At 60.1% G+C, this 13,792-nt stretch carries 12 protein-coding genes; 2 read left to right on the plus strand and 10 right to left on the minus strand.

The genetic code is table 11. The features are described from left to right. Window positions 1-146 precede the first annotated feature (146 nt). Genes INF32_RS06355 through INF32_RS06365 form a run of 3 tightly spaced genes read right to left on the minus strand, consistent with a single transcriptional unit; the run spans window position 147 to window position 3,989 of the window. The gene (locus INF32_RS06355) at window positions 147-1,721 is read right to left on the minus strand and encodes a peptide chain release factor 3 (RefSeq protein ID WP_226387519.1); all 1,575 of its coding nucleotides are present in this window, start codon (window positions 1,719-1,721) and stop codon (window positions 147-149) included. Between the two features lie 22 nt (window positions 1,722-1,743). After that, window positions 1,744-3,321 (minus strand): L-aspartate oxidase, encoded by a 1,578-nt coding sequence (nadB, locus tag INF32_RS06360; RefSeq protein WP_226387520.1) that lies wholly within the window; start codon window positions 3,319-3,321, stop codon window positions 1,744-1,746. Next, window positions 3,318-3,989 carry a glycoside hydrolase family 25 protein gene (locus INF32_RS06365; RefSeq protein WP_226387521.1) on the minus strand — a complete coding sequence of 224 codons (672 nt, stop codon included), beginning with the start codon at window positions 3,987-3,989 and terminating at the stop codon, window positions 3,318-3,320. Before INF32_RS06365 ends, nadB begins: the two co-directional genes overlap by 4 nt. 67 nt (window positions 3,990-4,056) lie before the next feature. Here INF32_RS06365 and INF32_RS06370 point away from each other — a divergent pair, with 67 nt between their 5' ends. Then, complete coding sequence (locus INF32_RS06370) at window positions 4,057-6,333, plus strand: TonB-dependent receptor plug domain-containing protein (RefSeq protein WP_226387522.1); 2,277 nt, start codon at window positions 4,057-4,059, stop codon at window positions 6,331-6,333. Here INF32_RS06370 and prmA read toward each other — a convergent pair. After that, window positions 6,327-7,175, minus strand: coding sequence for a 50S ribosomal protein L11 methyltransferase (prmA, locus tag INF32_RS06375; protein ID WP_226387523.1), 849 nt, complete (start codon window positions 7,173-7,175; stop codon window positions 6,327-6,329). The two genes, INF32_RS06370 and prmA, sit on opposite strands and share 7 nt — an antisense overlap. 54 nt (window positions 7,176-7,229) lie before the next feature. Between prmA and INF32_RS06380 the strand changes: the two genes are divergently transcribed. Then, the gene (locus INF32_RS06380) at window positions 7,230-8,171 is read left to right on the plus strand and encodes a site-specific tyrosine recombinase (RefSeq protein ID WP_226387524.1); all 942 of its coding nucleotides are present in this window, start codon (window positions 7,230-7,232) and stop codon (window positions 8,169-8,171) included. A 216-nt stretch (window positions 8,172-8,387) separates the two neighbouring features. Here INF32_RS06380 and INF32_RS06385 read toward each other — a convergent pair whose 3' ends face one another. The 6 genes from INF32_RS06385 to INF32_RS06410 all read right to left on the minus strand — a co-directional run bounded on the left by INF32_RS06385 (window position 8,388) and on the right by INF32_RS06410 (window position 13,589). Next, a complete protein-coding gene (locus INF32_RS06385) occupies window positions 8,388-9,203 on the minus strand; it encodes an acetylglutamate kinase (RefSeq protein ID WP_226387525.1) in 816 nt (271 codons plus the stop codon). A gap of 82 nt (window positions 9,204-9,285) precedes the next feature. Continuing rightward, window positions 9,286-10,428, minus strand: a complete 1,143-nt coding sequence (locus INF32_RS06390; protein ID WP_226387526.1) for an aspartate aminotransferase family protein — start codon at window positions 10,426-10,428, stop codon at window positions 9,286-9,288. A 50-nt stretch (window positions 10,429-10,478) separates the two neighbouring features. Continuing rightward, window positions 10,479-11,459, minus strand: a complete 981-nt coding sequence (argC, locus tag INF32_RS06395; RefSeq protein ID WP_226387527.1) for an N-acetyl-gamma-glutamyl-phosphate reductase — start codon at window positions 11,457-11,459, stop codon at window positions 10,479-10,481. Then, complete coding sequence (locus INF32_RS06400; RefSeq protein ID WP_226387528.1) at window positions 11,459-11,785, minus strand: DMT family transporter; 327 nt, start codon at window positions 11,783-11,785, stop codon at window positions 11,459-11,461. Before INF32_RS06400 ends, argC begins: the two co-directional genes overlap by 1 nt. A 3-nt stretch (window positions 11,786-11,788) precedes the next feature. Next, a complete protein-coding gene (locus tag INF32_RS06405) occupies window positions 11,789-12,982 on the minus strand; it encodes an argininosuccinate synthase (protein WP_226387529.1) in 1,194 nt (397 codons plus the stop codon). Window positions 12,983-13,007: 25 nt separating this feature from the next. Beyond that, the gene (locus INF32_RS06410; protein ID WP_226387530.1) at window positions 13,008-13,589 is read right to left on the minus strand and encodes a GNAT family N-acetyltransferase; all 582 of its coding nucleotides are present in this window, start codon (window positions 13,587-13,589) and stop codon (window positions 13,008-13,010) included. Window positions 13,590-13,792: the final 203 nt, after the last annotated feature.

Consider the following 13,792-nt stretch of genomic DNA (forward strand, 5'->3'; position numbering starts at 1 on the left):
CCGGCCGCACCTTCAGGGAAGGGCACGGCACTGTTTTCCGCCGGGAATCCGGCAAACACCCCCGAAATGCCCCGCCGGAATACATTCCGGCGGAGATTGAAACCGGATTTGTCGGACAGGCACTTTCCGGTAGCGGCCGGAGCGGCTCAGAATTCGGACGTGAAATAGAAGCGGATGTCCGGAAATTTCTCCTGCGCCATAGCCAGTGCATAGGAGGTATCGGCCAGAAAGACCTCGCGGCCGTGTTTATCGAGGGCGAGGCTGTTGTACTTCCGTTTGCGGAAATCCTCCAGTTGGGCCTGATTGTCGGACTGAATCCAGCAGGCCTTGTAAATCTGGATCGGTTCCCATTTGCAGATGGCATTGTACTCGTGCTCCAGCCGGTACTGGATCACCTCGAACTGCAGGGCACCCACCGTACCGATAATCTTGCGGCCGTTCATCTTGCTGGTGAAGAGCTGGGCCACACCCTCGTCCATCAGCTGGTCGATTCCCTTGGCCAGCTGCTTGAACTTCTGCGGATCGCCGTTCTCGATGTAGCGGAACAACTCGGGCGAAAAGGAGGGAATTCCCGTGAACTTGAGTTTTTCGCCTTCGGTGAAGGTATCGCCGATCTTGAAATTGCCCGTATCGTGCAACCCCACGATGTCGCCGGGGAACGCCTCGTCGATCACCGATTTCTTCTCGGCCATGAAGGCCGTGGGCGACGAGAACTTCATCGACTTTCCGCTGGGCACGTGCAGGTAGTTCCTGCCCCGCTCGAAACGGCCCGAACAGATCTTCATGAAGGCGATCCGGTCGCGGTGGTTGGGGTCCATGTTGGCGTGTATCTTGAAGATGAAGCCGGTCATCTTCTCCTCGTAGGGGTCGATCTCCCGCTGTTCGGTCCGGGAAGGACGCGGCGAAGGGGCGATCCGGATGAAACACTCCAGCAGCTCCCGCACGCCGAAATTGTTGATCGCGCTGCCGAAAAAGACCGGGGCCAGTTCACCCCGCAGATAGGCCTCCCGTTCGAACGGTTCGTAAACACCCTCCACCAGATCGAGGTCCTCCCTCAGCCGGGTGGTGAACGGACGGATATAACCGTCCAGTTCGGGCGAATTGAGCGTCACCTCCACATGGCCGGAAGCCGTCTGCCGCTCGTCCGAGGTGAAGAGCGAGAGGTTGTTCTCATACAGATTGTACACCCCCTTGAAAGTCGGGCCGTCGCTGATCGGGAACGCCAGCGGGCGCACCTTGATCTTCAGTTCCGACTCCACCTCGTCCAACAGGTCGAACGGGTCCTTGCAGGGGCGGTCGAGTTTGTTGATGAAGACCATGACGGGCGTCTTCCGCATCCGGCACACCTCCATCAGCTTGCGGGTCTGGGTCTCCACGCCCTTCGCTCCGTCGATCACGATGATGACGCTGTCCACGGCCGTCAGCGTGCGGTAGGTGTCCTCAGCGAAATCCTGGTGGCCCGGGGTGTCCAGAATGTTGATCTTGCATCCCCCGTACTCGAATCCCATCACCGACGTGGCCACCGAGATTCCCCGCTGGCGTTCGATCTCCATGAAGTCGGAGGTCGCCCCCTTCTTGATCTTGTTGGACTTCACGGCACCGGCCACATGGATGGCCCCGCCGAAAAGCAGCAGTTTTTCGGTGAGCGTGGTCTTTCCGGCGTCCGGATGGCTGATGATGGCGAACGTCCTCCGCCGTTCGATCTCCTCTCTGAGTGTCATGCGGTCTCTCTCCTGTATGGCATTAATATTCGTTCTGTGTGGTGAGCGGATAGTCCAGCGAATAGTGCAGGCCCACGCTCTGCTTCATCTGCTGGGCCTGTTTGATGATCAGATACCCGATGGCGATCATGTTGCGAAGCTCACACAGCTCCTGGCTCAGCGTCGATTTGAGATAGAGTTCCTCGGTCTCCCGGTAGATGATCTCCAGCCTCCGGCGTGCCCGGTCGAGGCGCAGGTTCGAGCGCACGATGCCCACGTAGTTACTCATGATCTGCTGCATCTCCTTGCGGTTCTGCGTGATGAGCACCATCTCCTCCGGATTGCTCGTCCCTTCGTAATCCCAGTCGGGAATCCCGTGCTGAAGCCGGATATCCCCGATCTCCGCCGTCGAGTGGGCCGCAGCCCGGTCGGCGTAGACGGCCGCCTCGATCATCGAATTGGACGCCAGCCGGTTGGCCCCGTGCAGTCCCGTGCAGGAAGTTTCACCCAGCGCATAAAGGTGGCGGATCGAGGTCTCGCCGTTCAGATCGACCCGCACGCCTCCGCAGCAGTAATGGGCGGCAGGGGTCACGGGAATCATATCCTTCGTGATGTCGATGCCGATCGACAGGCACTTCTTGTAGATATTCGGGAAGTGATGGATCACGTCCCGCGCATCCTTGTGCGTGATGTCGAGATAGACGAACTCTTCGCCGCTGATCTTCATCTCGTTATCGATGCTGCGGGCCACCACGTCGCGCGGGGCCAGCGAACCCATCGGATGATATTTCTGCATGAACTCCCTGCCGTTCTGCAGGCGGAGAATCCCTCCGAACCCGCGCATCGCCTCCGTGATGAGGAACGAGGGGCGTTCGCCCGGATTGTAGAGCGACGTGGGATGGAACTGGATGAACTCCATGTTGTCGATCACGGCCTTCGCCCGGTGTGCCATGGCGATTCCGTCGCCCGTGGCCACCGAAGGATTGGTCGTGGTGTGATAGACGTTCCCCACCCCGCCCGTGGCCAGCACGGTCACCTTGGAGAGGACGGTCACGATGTGCCGCTTCTTCAGGTCGAGGACATAGGCCCCGAAACAGGTGATGTCCGACGTGCTCTTGCGGACGAGCTGTCCCAGATGGTGCTGGGTGAGCAGGTCCACCGCGAAATGGTGTTCCAGCACCTCGATGTTGTGGTGGCGCTTCACCTGCCGGATCAGGGCCCGCTCGATTTCGGCCCCCGTCAGGTCGTCGTGGTGCAGGATGCGGTGCTCGGTATGTCCCCCTTCGCGGGCCAGTTCGTATCGCCCTTCGGGTGTCTTGTCGAACTTGGTCCCCCATGCGATGAGGTTCTTGATGAGCTCCGGCGCACGGCGCACCACCAGTTCCACCGCCTCGCGGTTGTTCACACCCGAACCGCACACCATCGTATCGTGGATGTGCTTCTCGAACGTGTCGGGCTCGTAGGTCACCGAGGCGATGCCGCCCTGCGCATAATTGGTGTTGCTCTCGCTGATCTCGCCTTTGGTCACGATCACCACACGCCCGTGTTCGGCCACCTTCAGCGCATAGGTCAGACCGGCAATTCCGCTGCCGATCACCAGATAATCCGTTTCGATACTCATAACGTCAGTTTTTTAAGCTCCGCAAGGTCGCCGGCGAAGACGTTGCGGTCCACGCCGCCACGGATTCCCGCGAGGGAGTGCGAGTCGGTGTGCTGCCAGAACACCCAGTCCAGATGGAACGGGTTTTTCGTATAGTCTGCGATCCAGAGCGTGTATTCGTCCGCAGGAAAATCCTCCTGCAAATAGTGTTCGTAGAATTTCGTCGAACAGTAGATGATCGGATTCACCCCGTAGTAACGGCGTATCTCGCGGCAGAAAGCCTTCGCCTCGCGCACCGACCGCCGGGGGTCTTTCATGAAACGGTGACGCTCGATGTCGAGCACGGGAAAAAGATTGCCCTTTTTCAGTTTGGCCGTCCGGATGAAATTGCGGGCCTGTGCCTTGCCGCTGGTACGATGGCCGAAAAAGTGGTAGGCCCCCCACAGGATACCCGCCTCGTCGAGCGCTTTCGCATGGCGGGCATAGGAAGGATCGGTGATGAGAGTGCCCTCGGTGGCTTTCAGGAAGACGAAATCGGGCCGGTTCTCCTCGGCCACCACCTCCCAGTCCACCCTTTTCTGGTGCTTGGAGACATCCACGCCCCAGAGTTCGTAATCCGAAGACTGAAGTTCGCGGCTGCACCCGGCCAGTACGACGGCACAGAACAATATGGCGACTATCCGTTTCATAGGTCAATGCAGCCGCAAAGTTAATAAATTGTTTTAACTTTGCCAGCCACAACCCTACTTATCGCCTATGAAATACACGCTCCCGCTCCTTTTGCTTCCGCTGACCGCACTGCCGGGCCGGGCGTCGGAGGCCGATTCCGTACGCAGCTACCGCATGGACGAAGTGGTGGTCACCGCCACCCGCGCCCCGCTGCCCCTGAAGAGCGCCCCCGTACTGACACGCGTGATCCCCGCGGCCGAAATCCGCCGTTCGGGCATCCCCACCCTCCAGGGCCTGCTGGAAAAGGAGCTGGCCGGCGTGGAGTTCCACCAGGCCGGCTACGGCCAGAGCCTGTCGTTCCAGGGGCTCGACGCCCGGTACGTACTCTTTCTGGTGGACGGCGAACGGATGGCGGGCGAGACCTACGGCAATATCGACTACAACCGGATTCCCCTCTCCAACATCGAGCGGATCGAGATCGTGCGGGGCGCCTCGTCGGTGCTCTACGGCTCCAATGCCATGGGAGCCGTGGTGAATGTCATCACCCGTATGCCCCGGGAGAGGGTCGAAGTCGGCGCGTCGGTGCGCTACGGCACGCCTTTCCAGCGAAACGGCGGCGAGACGATGGGCTCCGGCGCCTCGACCCACGACCTGGAGACCTACCGCGACCGGCTCGACGTGCCCAATCTCCGCAGCGAGGTGAGCGTGGGACTGAAACTGAACCGGTTCCGTTCGCTCACCACAGCCTCCTACCGTTCGGTGGACGCCTACCGGCTGAGCGGCACGAAAAACGAAGAGCGGCACTACGAACGCCTGATCCCCATGTCGCCCGACATCGCCTCGATGATGACCGGCACACCCTCCTTCAACCCGGGCACTCCCGTCTCCGACACCACGCTCAGCGTCCCGCCCGATTCGCGCGGGCTGAGCGTCAGCGGCTGGCGGGACTGGAGCGTGGGACAGCGGTTCGACTACGAACTCTCGGAGCAGTTCCGCTTCGAACTTTCGGGCAGCTACTTCCGGAAGCAGCGGTTCGATTTCCAGAACAGCATCATGGACGACAACCCCCTCTCGGCGGTTTTCGGCAACAACGACGTGTGGACGTTCGAGAGTTACCGGGGATACAACCTGAAGGCGCTCATGGAACACTCGCCCAACCGCCGCAACAAGATCTACCTCTCCTACGTGCGGGACGAATACCGCCGCGACCTGGACAGCCTCAGCGGCGTGCGCACCCCGAAACAGCGTCACACCTACAACATTCCCCGCCTGCTGTGGACGCTGGAAGCCGGCCGCTCGCACCGTCTCACCACGGGAATCGAGATGACCAACGAGCAGCTCCGGTTCGACCTGAACGCCGACCCGCGCGGGTTCGACGACGTAAAGAGCATGAACACCGGTTCGGCCTACGTACAGGACGAGATACTGACCGGACACCGGGTCAGTTTCGTGGTGGGCGTGCGGGGCGAATACAACGACCGGTTCGGCTGGCAGGTCACCCCGAAAGCCTCGGCCAAACTCACAGCGGGCGACTTTTCCGTACGGGCCAACTATTCGAACGGATACCGCAACCCGTCGCTCAAGGAAATGTACATGGAACTGGACATTCCGGTGGCCAACTCGCCCCGGATCATCGGCAATCCCGGGCTGAAACCGGAAAAGAACCACTATCTGTCGCTCTGCCTGGAATACGACCGGGAGGCGTTCAACCTGTCGGCCTCGGTGAACCAGAGCTATTTCCGCAACAAGATCGACGCCCGCCGCCTGCCGGACGAAGGCACGAGGCAGGTGATGCGCTACGAAAACATCGACCGAAGCCGGTTCGGCAGCGTCGAACTGATCGGCCGGCTGCGGCTGTTGCCGGGCCTCGTGCTCAACGGCAACTACAACTACGTCTACCAGCACGACAACGCGCCCGAAGGCTCCACCCAGTACATCTTTCCCAGCCCCCACACGGCCACCTTCTCGCTCGACTACCGTTTCGCCCGCAAGCGTTTCACGTTCGGCGCCGAAGCCCACGTGCGCTATGTGGGAGCCAAGGAGTACGAGGATTTCATGCCCTACATCGAGATACCCGATGCACTGGCCGGATTCATCCGCGACAAGATCGACGGCAAGCCGGGAGGCCCCACCCCGGAGGTGATCGCCGCCATGCGGCAGTTCAAATACTACACGGGAACCTATACGGCCCGCCATCCTTCCTACGCCGTATGCGGCGTGACGCTGAACGCGGAGTGGAACCGCCGGGTGATGCTCGCCGTGGGCGGCGAAAACCTGTTCGACTACGCCCCGCAGGTGGTCAATTTCAATTCGGCCCTTACCGCCCCGCGCAACTTCTTCGTCCAGCTTTCGTTCCGCTACTGAGGCAAAACGGCTTTCCGGCAGCAGACCACGGCCCAGCCATCCTTCAGGCGCGTAGCCGTCACGGAGAGGCCGAGCGAAACCGCCCGTTCCGAAATCGCGGGAACGTCGCCTTCGAGGATACCGCTCATCAGCAGTTCGCCCCCTTCGGACAGCGTCCCGACATAAGCGGGCATATCGGCCAGCAGGATATTGCGGTTGATATTCGCCAGCACGAAATCGTACCGGCGTCCCGCCAGCAGCGAAGCGTCGCCCAGCAGGGGCGTCACCCGGTCGGCGACACCGTTCACCGCGACATTCTCGCGGCAGTTCTCGTCGGCCCACTCGTCGATATCGACGGCGTCTACGTGCGCGGCACCCCGGAGGGCCGCCACGATGGCCAGCACCCCCGTACCGCTGCCCATGTCGAGCCCCCGTTTTCCCGTCCAGTCCCGGGCAGGATCGGTCAGTTCGGCCGTCATCAGCCAGGTAGTGGCGTGGTGGCCGGTCCCGAACGACATCTTGGGCATAATGACCGCCTCCAGCGGCAGATCGGGACGGGCCTCATGGAACGGGGCCCGAATCATGCAGCGGCCCTCCACTTCGACCGGTTCGAAACGGGACTCCCACAGGGCGTTCCAGTTCACCGTCTCGATACAGACGTAGGTAGCTCCGGCAATGCCCTGCTCCCGCAGGCACTCGTCCACCCCGGCCTTGCAGTCGGCCAGGCGGTCCTTGGGGATATAGGCCTTCAGCACCCCTCTCTCTTCCGTGAAACTCTCGAAGGGGAAATCGGCCAGGAAAGCCGTCACGATCTCCGCCTGCGCGGCATCCGCCACGGGAACGGAAAGTTCGATATAGTCCATTTTTTCGGAATATTATGCGTATTTTTGCGTAAAGGTAGCGATTAATCACGGAATATGGCAACGAACCGGAGCGAAAACTGGGAGAGCCTGCTCCCCGAGTACGAAACATACCTCACGATCGAAAAACACCTGTCGCCGAACAGCGTGGCGGCTTACATGCGCGACGCACGGGAACTGGCCGGATTCATCGGCCGGGAGTTCGGACTGGGACCGCTCGAGGTGGAAGCGCCCCATCTGGAGGCCTTCATGGCGGAGCTTTACGACCTGGGCATGAGCAAGAGCAGCCAGGCCCGGAAACTGAGCGGGGTGAAGAGTTTCTACCACTTTCTGGCCGTCACCGACCGCATCGAAAATCTGCCCACCGAATTCATCGACCCGCCCAAACCCTCCCGTCATCTGCCCGACGTGCTCACGGTGGAGGAGATCGACCGGATCATCGGCACGATCGACCTCAGCCAACCGCAGGGACACCGCAACCGGGCCATGTTGGAGACCCTGTACAGCTGCGGCCTGCGCGTGTCGGAACTGGTAACGCTGCGCATCTCCGACCTCTTTTTCGACGACGGATACATACGGGTCACGGGCAAGGGCGACAAACAGCGGCTGGTGCCGGTGAGCGACCAGGCCCGTAAGTCCATCGGACTGTATCTCGGACAGCGGGCCGCCATGAAGGTTGCCCGGGGCTGCGAGGAGACCCTGTTCCTGAACCGCCGGGGAGAGGAACTCACCCGCGTCATGGTCTTCACCATCCTGAAACGGTGCGCCCAGGAGGCCGGAATCGTCAAGCGGATCAGTCCCCACACCCTGCGGCACTCGTTCGCCACCCACCTGCTGACCGGCGGGGCGGGTATCCGCCAGGTACAGGAGATGCTCGGACACGAATCGGTCACCACCACCGAGATATACACCCATCTCGACACCTCCCACCTCCGCGAAAGCCTGAAAGAACACCACCCGCTCGGAAAGGCCGACAAGACGGACCCGAAATCCAGGTAAAAACCGCAGAGGTTCCCCGCCCATGAAAAGCCATGCCATGATCCCCCGACTCGCCGCCCTCTTTCCGCTGCTCCTTCCCCTGATGCTGTTTGCCGCTTCCCCGGCAAAAGAGGTGAAAACCTCGGACGGAAAGACATTCGTCATCGAGAAAGGCCGTAATTCCTGTCGAATAACCGACAAGGTCGGGTATCGCCCCGGTCAGGGGAAACAACCCTGCTATTTCACCAGCGTCGTACCGCCGTATCCCTTTTCGGAGATGCTTTCGGCACTGCAAATGACCACACGGGCCACGCCGTTCTCGATGGCACGGAAAGCGTTGTCGAGCTTGGGCAGCATACCGTCGGCCACGACACCCCCGGCCTGCAGGCGGGCATATTCCGCCCGGTCGATACGCGGAATCACGGAGTTCTCGTCGTCCACATCACGCAACACGCCCCTTTTCTCGAAACAGTAGATCAGCTCGACCTCCCGTCCGGCTGTACACGCACCGTCCGGCACGCTTTTCCCCGGCTGGCCGCCGGCCATGGCCACGGCCAGTGCGGAAGCCACGGTGTCGGCGTTCGTGTTTAGCAGCTCGCCCCGGTCGGGATCGAAAGTGATGGGAGCGGCCACGAGCGTAAAACCTGCCGAAAGCAGTTTGCCGGCCAACTCCGTATTCACGGCCGCAGGATCGCCCACATAGCCGTAATCGACCGGCCGGGGAGCCCGGCGTACCGAACGGATCAACTGTCCGTCCGCCCCGCAAAGGCCGAGGGCGTCGCACCCTGCACGCTGCAACTTACCGACAATGGTTTTGTTGATAAGTCCGGCATAGACCATCGTTACCACTCTCAGCGTCTGTTCGTCCGTCACCCGCCGGCCCTTTATCATAACCGTCTCTATGTCAAGCGAACGACAGATCGTAGTAGCCACTTTGCCTCCGCCGTGCACCAATATCTTGTCGCCTTCGAGCGCGGCGAAATCGGTCAGGAAACGGTCCAACTTTTCCGGGTTATCCACAATGTTTCCCCCGATCTTTACGATTTTCAACATGGAATAAACGGTTTATGAACAGATTTCAATGGATTTTCGACAAGACTTTCCGCAGTTATCAACAACGCCGTTGTCGATAACTTCAGTTTCCGGACTCCTTCAGCACTTTTTCGAAAGCCGCGAGGAAGCGGTCGGCATGCTCGCGCGTGATGTTGAGCGCAGGAAGCAGGCGGATCACCTTCGTTCCCGAACTTCCGACGAAAACGTGTTCGTCGAAAAGCAGCTTTTTCCGCAGGGGAGCCGTCTCGACCGGCAGTTCAATGCCGATCATCAGACCCCGTCCGCGCACCTCGGCGATACCGGGCAGGGAGCGCAGACGCTCCATCAGGTAACCGCCGATTTCGGCCACGTTTTCGATCAGGCCGTCGCGCCCGATCACTTCGGCCACGGCGATGGCGGCGGCACAGGCCAGGTGGTTGCCGCCGAACGTGGTGCCGAGCATGCCGTAGGTGGGCGCGATATGCGGAGCGATGGAGATGGCCCCGATCGGGAAACCGTTGCCGATACCTTTGGCCATCGTATAAATATCGGCATCGACACCGGCCCAGTCATGGGAATAATACTTGCCGCTGCGTCCGCATCCGCACTGCACGCTGTCGGCTATGTAAACAGCCCCGTACCGGTCGCACAGACGGCGGATCGCCTGCAGGAATTCCGGCGAAGCGACCCGGATGCCGCCCACGCCCTGAATCCCTTCGACGATGACCGAAGAGACCTCTCCGCCGCGCCCGGCGAAGAACTTTTCCAGCGCCTCCGTATCGTTGAAAGGCAGAAAAACGACATGGTCGGTACGGTTGACCGGGGCCACGATCTTCGGATTGTCCGTCGCGGAGACGGCCAGCGACGTACGCCCGTGGAAAGCACCCGTGAAGGCCACCACCAGCGAACGGCCGTTATGGAACGAAGCCAGCTTCATGGCATTCTCGTTGGCCTCGGCCCCCGAATTGCAGAGGAAGAGCTGATAATCGGTCTTCCCCGAAAGACGGCCGAGTTTCTCGGCCAGTTCCCGCTGACGGGCGATGATCACGGAGTTGGAATAGAACCCGATCTGTTCCAGCTGACGGGTGACGGCCTCCACATACTCCCGTCGGGTATGGCCGATGGAGATCACGGCGTGTCCGCCGTACATATCGAGATAACGGGTCCCCTTGTCGTCCCACACGTAGGAACCTTCGGCCCGGACGATACAGATATCGTTCAACGGGTAGACGTCAAACATTTTCATACTGCACAGATTTTTATTCCATTCACAAATAAGTCGTTCGCATGCCGGAGCTAAAACGCCACCGGCTTGAGCAGCAGGCCTGCCCGCTCGTCGAGCCCGAACATCAGGTTCAGGTTCTGGACCGCCTGGCCGCTGGCCCCTTTCAGCAGATTGTCGATCACACTAACGATCAGCAGCTTATCCCCGTGTTTCTCCACCGACAGGAGGCATTTGTTGGTGTTGACCACCTGTTTGAGATTCACGTTCCGGTCGCTCACGAAGGTGAACGCGGCATCGCGGTAATACTCCCTGTACAGCTCCAGGGCCTGTTCCTGCGTCAGATCGGAATCGGTATAGACCGAAGCGATGATTCCCCGCGTGAAATCGCCCCGGTAGGGAATGAAGTCTATCCCGGACGAAAAGCCCGGCATGAGCGAACGGATGCTCTCGCCGATCTCCTTCAGGTGCTGGTGTTCGAACGCCTTATAGACGGAGAAATTGTTGGCGCGCCAACTGAAATGGGAGGTCGGGGCGAGCTTCTGTCCGGCCCCGGTGCTTCCCGTGGCGGCACTGATATGCACGTCCGAGGCGAGCAGTCCGCCGGCAGCCAACGGCAGCATGGCCAGCTGAAGACAGGTGGCGAAACAGCCCGGATTGGCGATGTTCCGGGCCGAACGGATTTTCTCCCGGTTCATCTCCGGCAGACCGTAAACGAAATTCCGGTCGCCGAACGTCGCCCCGGCCGCCAGGCGGAAATCCTGGCTCAAGTCAATCACCCTCACGCTCCCGGGCAGCGGATGAGCCTCCATCCACTTGCGGGCATCGCCGTGCCCCACACAGAGCATCAGCAGGTCGACGTCCGTGCTCAACCGGTCCGTGAACCGCATATCGGTTTCACCGAACAAATCGGCGTGCACGTCGCTCAGGAGGTTTCCCCCGTTACTGTTGCTATGCACGAAAACGAGTTCCACCTGCGGATGCCGCAACAGAATACGGATGGCCTCGCCCCCCGTATAACCGGCCCCGCCTACGATTCCGACTCTTACCTTCATCAATGTACGCTTTTCGAAAACAGGTTAATGACTACGACCCCGGCCACGATCAGAGCCATGCCCGCCACAGCGGCCGCATCGGGCTTCTGGCCGTAGAGCAGGGCCGCCACCAGCGTGACCAGCACGATCCCGGCACCGCTCCAGATGGCGTAGGCGATCCCCACGGGAATCGACCGGAGCACCAGACTGAGGAAATAGAACGCCACGGCATAGCCGGCCACCGTAAGCACGGAAGGCCACAGCCGCGTAAAGGATTCGGAGGCTTTCAGCGCGCTGGTGGCGACGATCTCGGCGAGAATCGCCACCAGCAGGAATACCCACTTCATCGACTACTCCTTTCCTCCGTTCACCTTATAATAAATACGATTCTGATTGCCGAAAATCTTGCCGAAGCCCTTCACGTCGTCGCTCGTCCAGTCGCTCATGGTCTCACCGTAAGCGCCGAACTTGTTGCTCATCAGGTCGTGTTCGCTCTTGATGCCGACCAGCACGAAACGATAGGGATGCAACTCTACATACACGTCGCCCGTGACGTTCCGCTGGCTCTTCTCGAGCATCGCCTCCATGTCGCGCATCACGGGATCGTAATACTGCCCCTCATGCAGGTGATTGCCGTAGAACGCCGAAATCTGGTCTTTCCAGAAGAGCTGCCACTGGGTCAGCACATGTTTCTCGAGCATGTGGTGAGCCTTGATGATAATCATCGGGGCGGCGGCTTCGAAACCTACACGCCCCTTGATGCCGATGATCGTATCGCCGACATGCATATCCCGCCCGATGGCGTAGGGCGCGGCTACGGCCTGAAGCGCCCGGATCGCCTCGACCCGGTCATCGTAACGCCTGCCGTCGAGCCCGACGAACTCCCCCCTTTCGAACGTGAGGGTGATCCGGCGGGGTTCGGTCTGCGTCAGCTGCGAAGGATAAGCCTCCTCGGGCAGGGTTTCGGAAGAGGTAAGGGTCTCCTTACCGCCCACGGAAGTACCCCAAAGGCCCTGGTTGATCGAATATTCGGCCTTCTTGAAATCGAAATCCACGCCGTGCGAACGCAGGTAGGCGATCTCCTCCTCGCGGCTGAGACGCTTCTCGCGGATCAGGGCGATCACCTCGATCTCGGGCGCCATGATGTCGAAAATCATGTCGAAACGCACCTGGTCGTTACCGGCCCCCGTACTGCCGTGGCAGAGATAGTCGGCGCCGATGCTCCGTGCATACGCGGCAATGGCCGTGGCCTGCGAAATGCGTTCGGAGCTGACCGAAATGGGATAGGTCCCGTTTTTGAGCACATTGCCGAAAACCATGTACTTGATGGCATGGTCGTAGTAGTCCTGCGCCACATCGAGCGCCACGTAACTCTTGACGCCCAACCCCTTGGCCCGTCGCTCGATCCGCTCCAGCTCCTCGGGCGAAAAACCGCCCGTATTCGCCAACGCAGCATGGACTTCGAGGCCCATCTTCTTGGCCAGATAGATAGCGCAGTAAGACGTATCGAGGCCTCCGCTAAAGGCCAGAACCACTTTTTTCATCGTATTTCGGTTTTAAAACGTTAGATTACAGATTGGGATCGTCGGGCTTGGAGACCTTGACGGTATCCACCGACGGATCGAACAGCATGGCCGTGCAGAGACAGTTCTTGTGCCCCTTGCTCAGCAGGATCGGATAATTCACACAGCTTTCGCAACCGTGCCAGAACATCTGGTCGTCGGTCAGTTCGGAAAAGGTGACCGGACGGTAACCGATCTCGGAATTGATCTTCATGACGGCCAGCCCCGTGGTCAGGCCGAAGAGCTTGGCTCCGGGAAAGCGTTTCAGCGAGAGAAAGAACGTTCGGATTTTGATGGCTTTGGCGAGCCCCAGCTTGCGGAACTGCGGATTGATGATCAGACCCGAGTTGGCCACGTAGTCGCCGTGGCCCCACGACTCGATGTAGCTGAATCCGGCCCACCGGCCGTCCTTGTGGAAGGCGATCACGGCTTTCCCCTCCCTCATCTTGGAAGAGACGTACTCTGCCGTACGTTTCGCGATACCGGTCCCGCGGGCTTTGGCCGATTCGGCCATTTCGTCACAAATTGCCTGCGCAAAAGGAGTGTCCTCCTCGGTGGCGACCCTCACCACAAAATCTTCGATTGTCATTTCAACCAGCTAAATGTAAATTATCAATATACGTTTAGGGTACAAAAGTATGAAAATTTACCAATGTAGGTATCCGAAACGGGAGATAATTTGAATTTTCTTAAAAAACCGGACGCCGGGAGGGTCATGAAGCGCCCCCCCGGCTCCGAAACGGGAAAACGGACGGCCGCGACGGAAGAAGGTCCCTTACGGTTCGTAACCTC

This window comes from Gallalistipes aquisgranensis (genome assembly GCF_014982715.1).
In the GTDB taxonomy this organism is placed as follows: domain Bacteria; phylum Bacteroidota; class Bacteroidia; order Bacteroidales; family Rikenellaceae; genus Gallalistipes; species Gallalistipes aquisgranensis.

Bases quoted from the DNA above. Each gene is read 5' to 3' on its own strand.
- INF32_RS06355 (WP_226387519.1), bottom strand. From the start codon at position 1,721: ATGACACTCAGAGAGGAGATCGAACGGCGGAGGACGTTCGCCATCATC.
- nadB (WP_226387520.1), bottom strand. From the start codon at position 3,321: ATGAGTATCGAAACGGATTATCTGGTGATCGGCAGCGGAATTGCCGGT.
- INF32_RS06365 (WP_226387521.1), bottom strand. From the start codon at position 3,989: ATGAAACGGATAGTCGCCATATTGTTCTGTGCCGTCGTACTGGCCGGG.
- INF32_RS06370 (WP_226387522.1), top strand. From the start codon at position 4,057: ATGAAATACACGCTCCCGCTCCTTTTGCTTCCGCTGACCGCACTGCCG.
- prmA (WP_226387523.1), bottom strand. From the start codon at position 7,175: ATGGACTATATCGAACTTTCCGTTCCCGTGGCGGATGCCGCGCAGGCG.
- INF32_RS06380 (WP_226387524.1), top strand. From the start codon at position 7,230: ATGGCAACGAACCGGAGCGAAAACTGGGAGAGCCTGCTCCCCGAGTAC.
- INF32_RS06385 (WP_226387525.1), bottom strand. From the start codon at position 9,203: ATGTTGAAAATCGTAAAGATCGGGGGAAACATTGTGGATAACCCGGAA.
- INF32_RS06390 (WP_226387526.1), bottom strand. From the start codon at position 10,428: ATGAAAATGTTTGACGTCTACCCGTTGAACGATATCTGTATCGTCCGG.
- argC (WP_226387527.1), bottom strand. From the start codon at position 11,459: ATGAAGGTAAGAGTCGGAATCGTAGGCGGGGCCGGTTATACGGGGGGC.
- INF32_RS06400 (WP_226387528.1), bottom strand. From the start codon at position 11,785: ATGAAGTGGGTATTCCTGCTGGTGGCGATTCTCGCCGAGATCGTCGCC.
- INF32_RS06405 (WP_226387529.1), bottom strand. From the start codon at position 12,982: ATGAAAAAAGTGGTTCTGGCCTTTAGCGGAGGCCTCGATACGTCTTAC.
- INF32_RS06410 (WP_226387530.1), bottom strand. From the start codon at position 13,589: ATGACAATCGAAGATTTTGTGGTGAGGGTCGCCACCGAGGAGGACACT.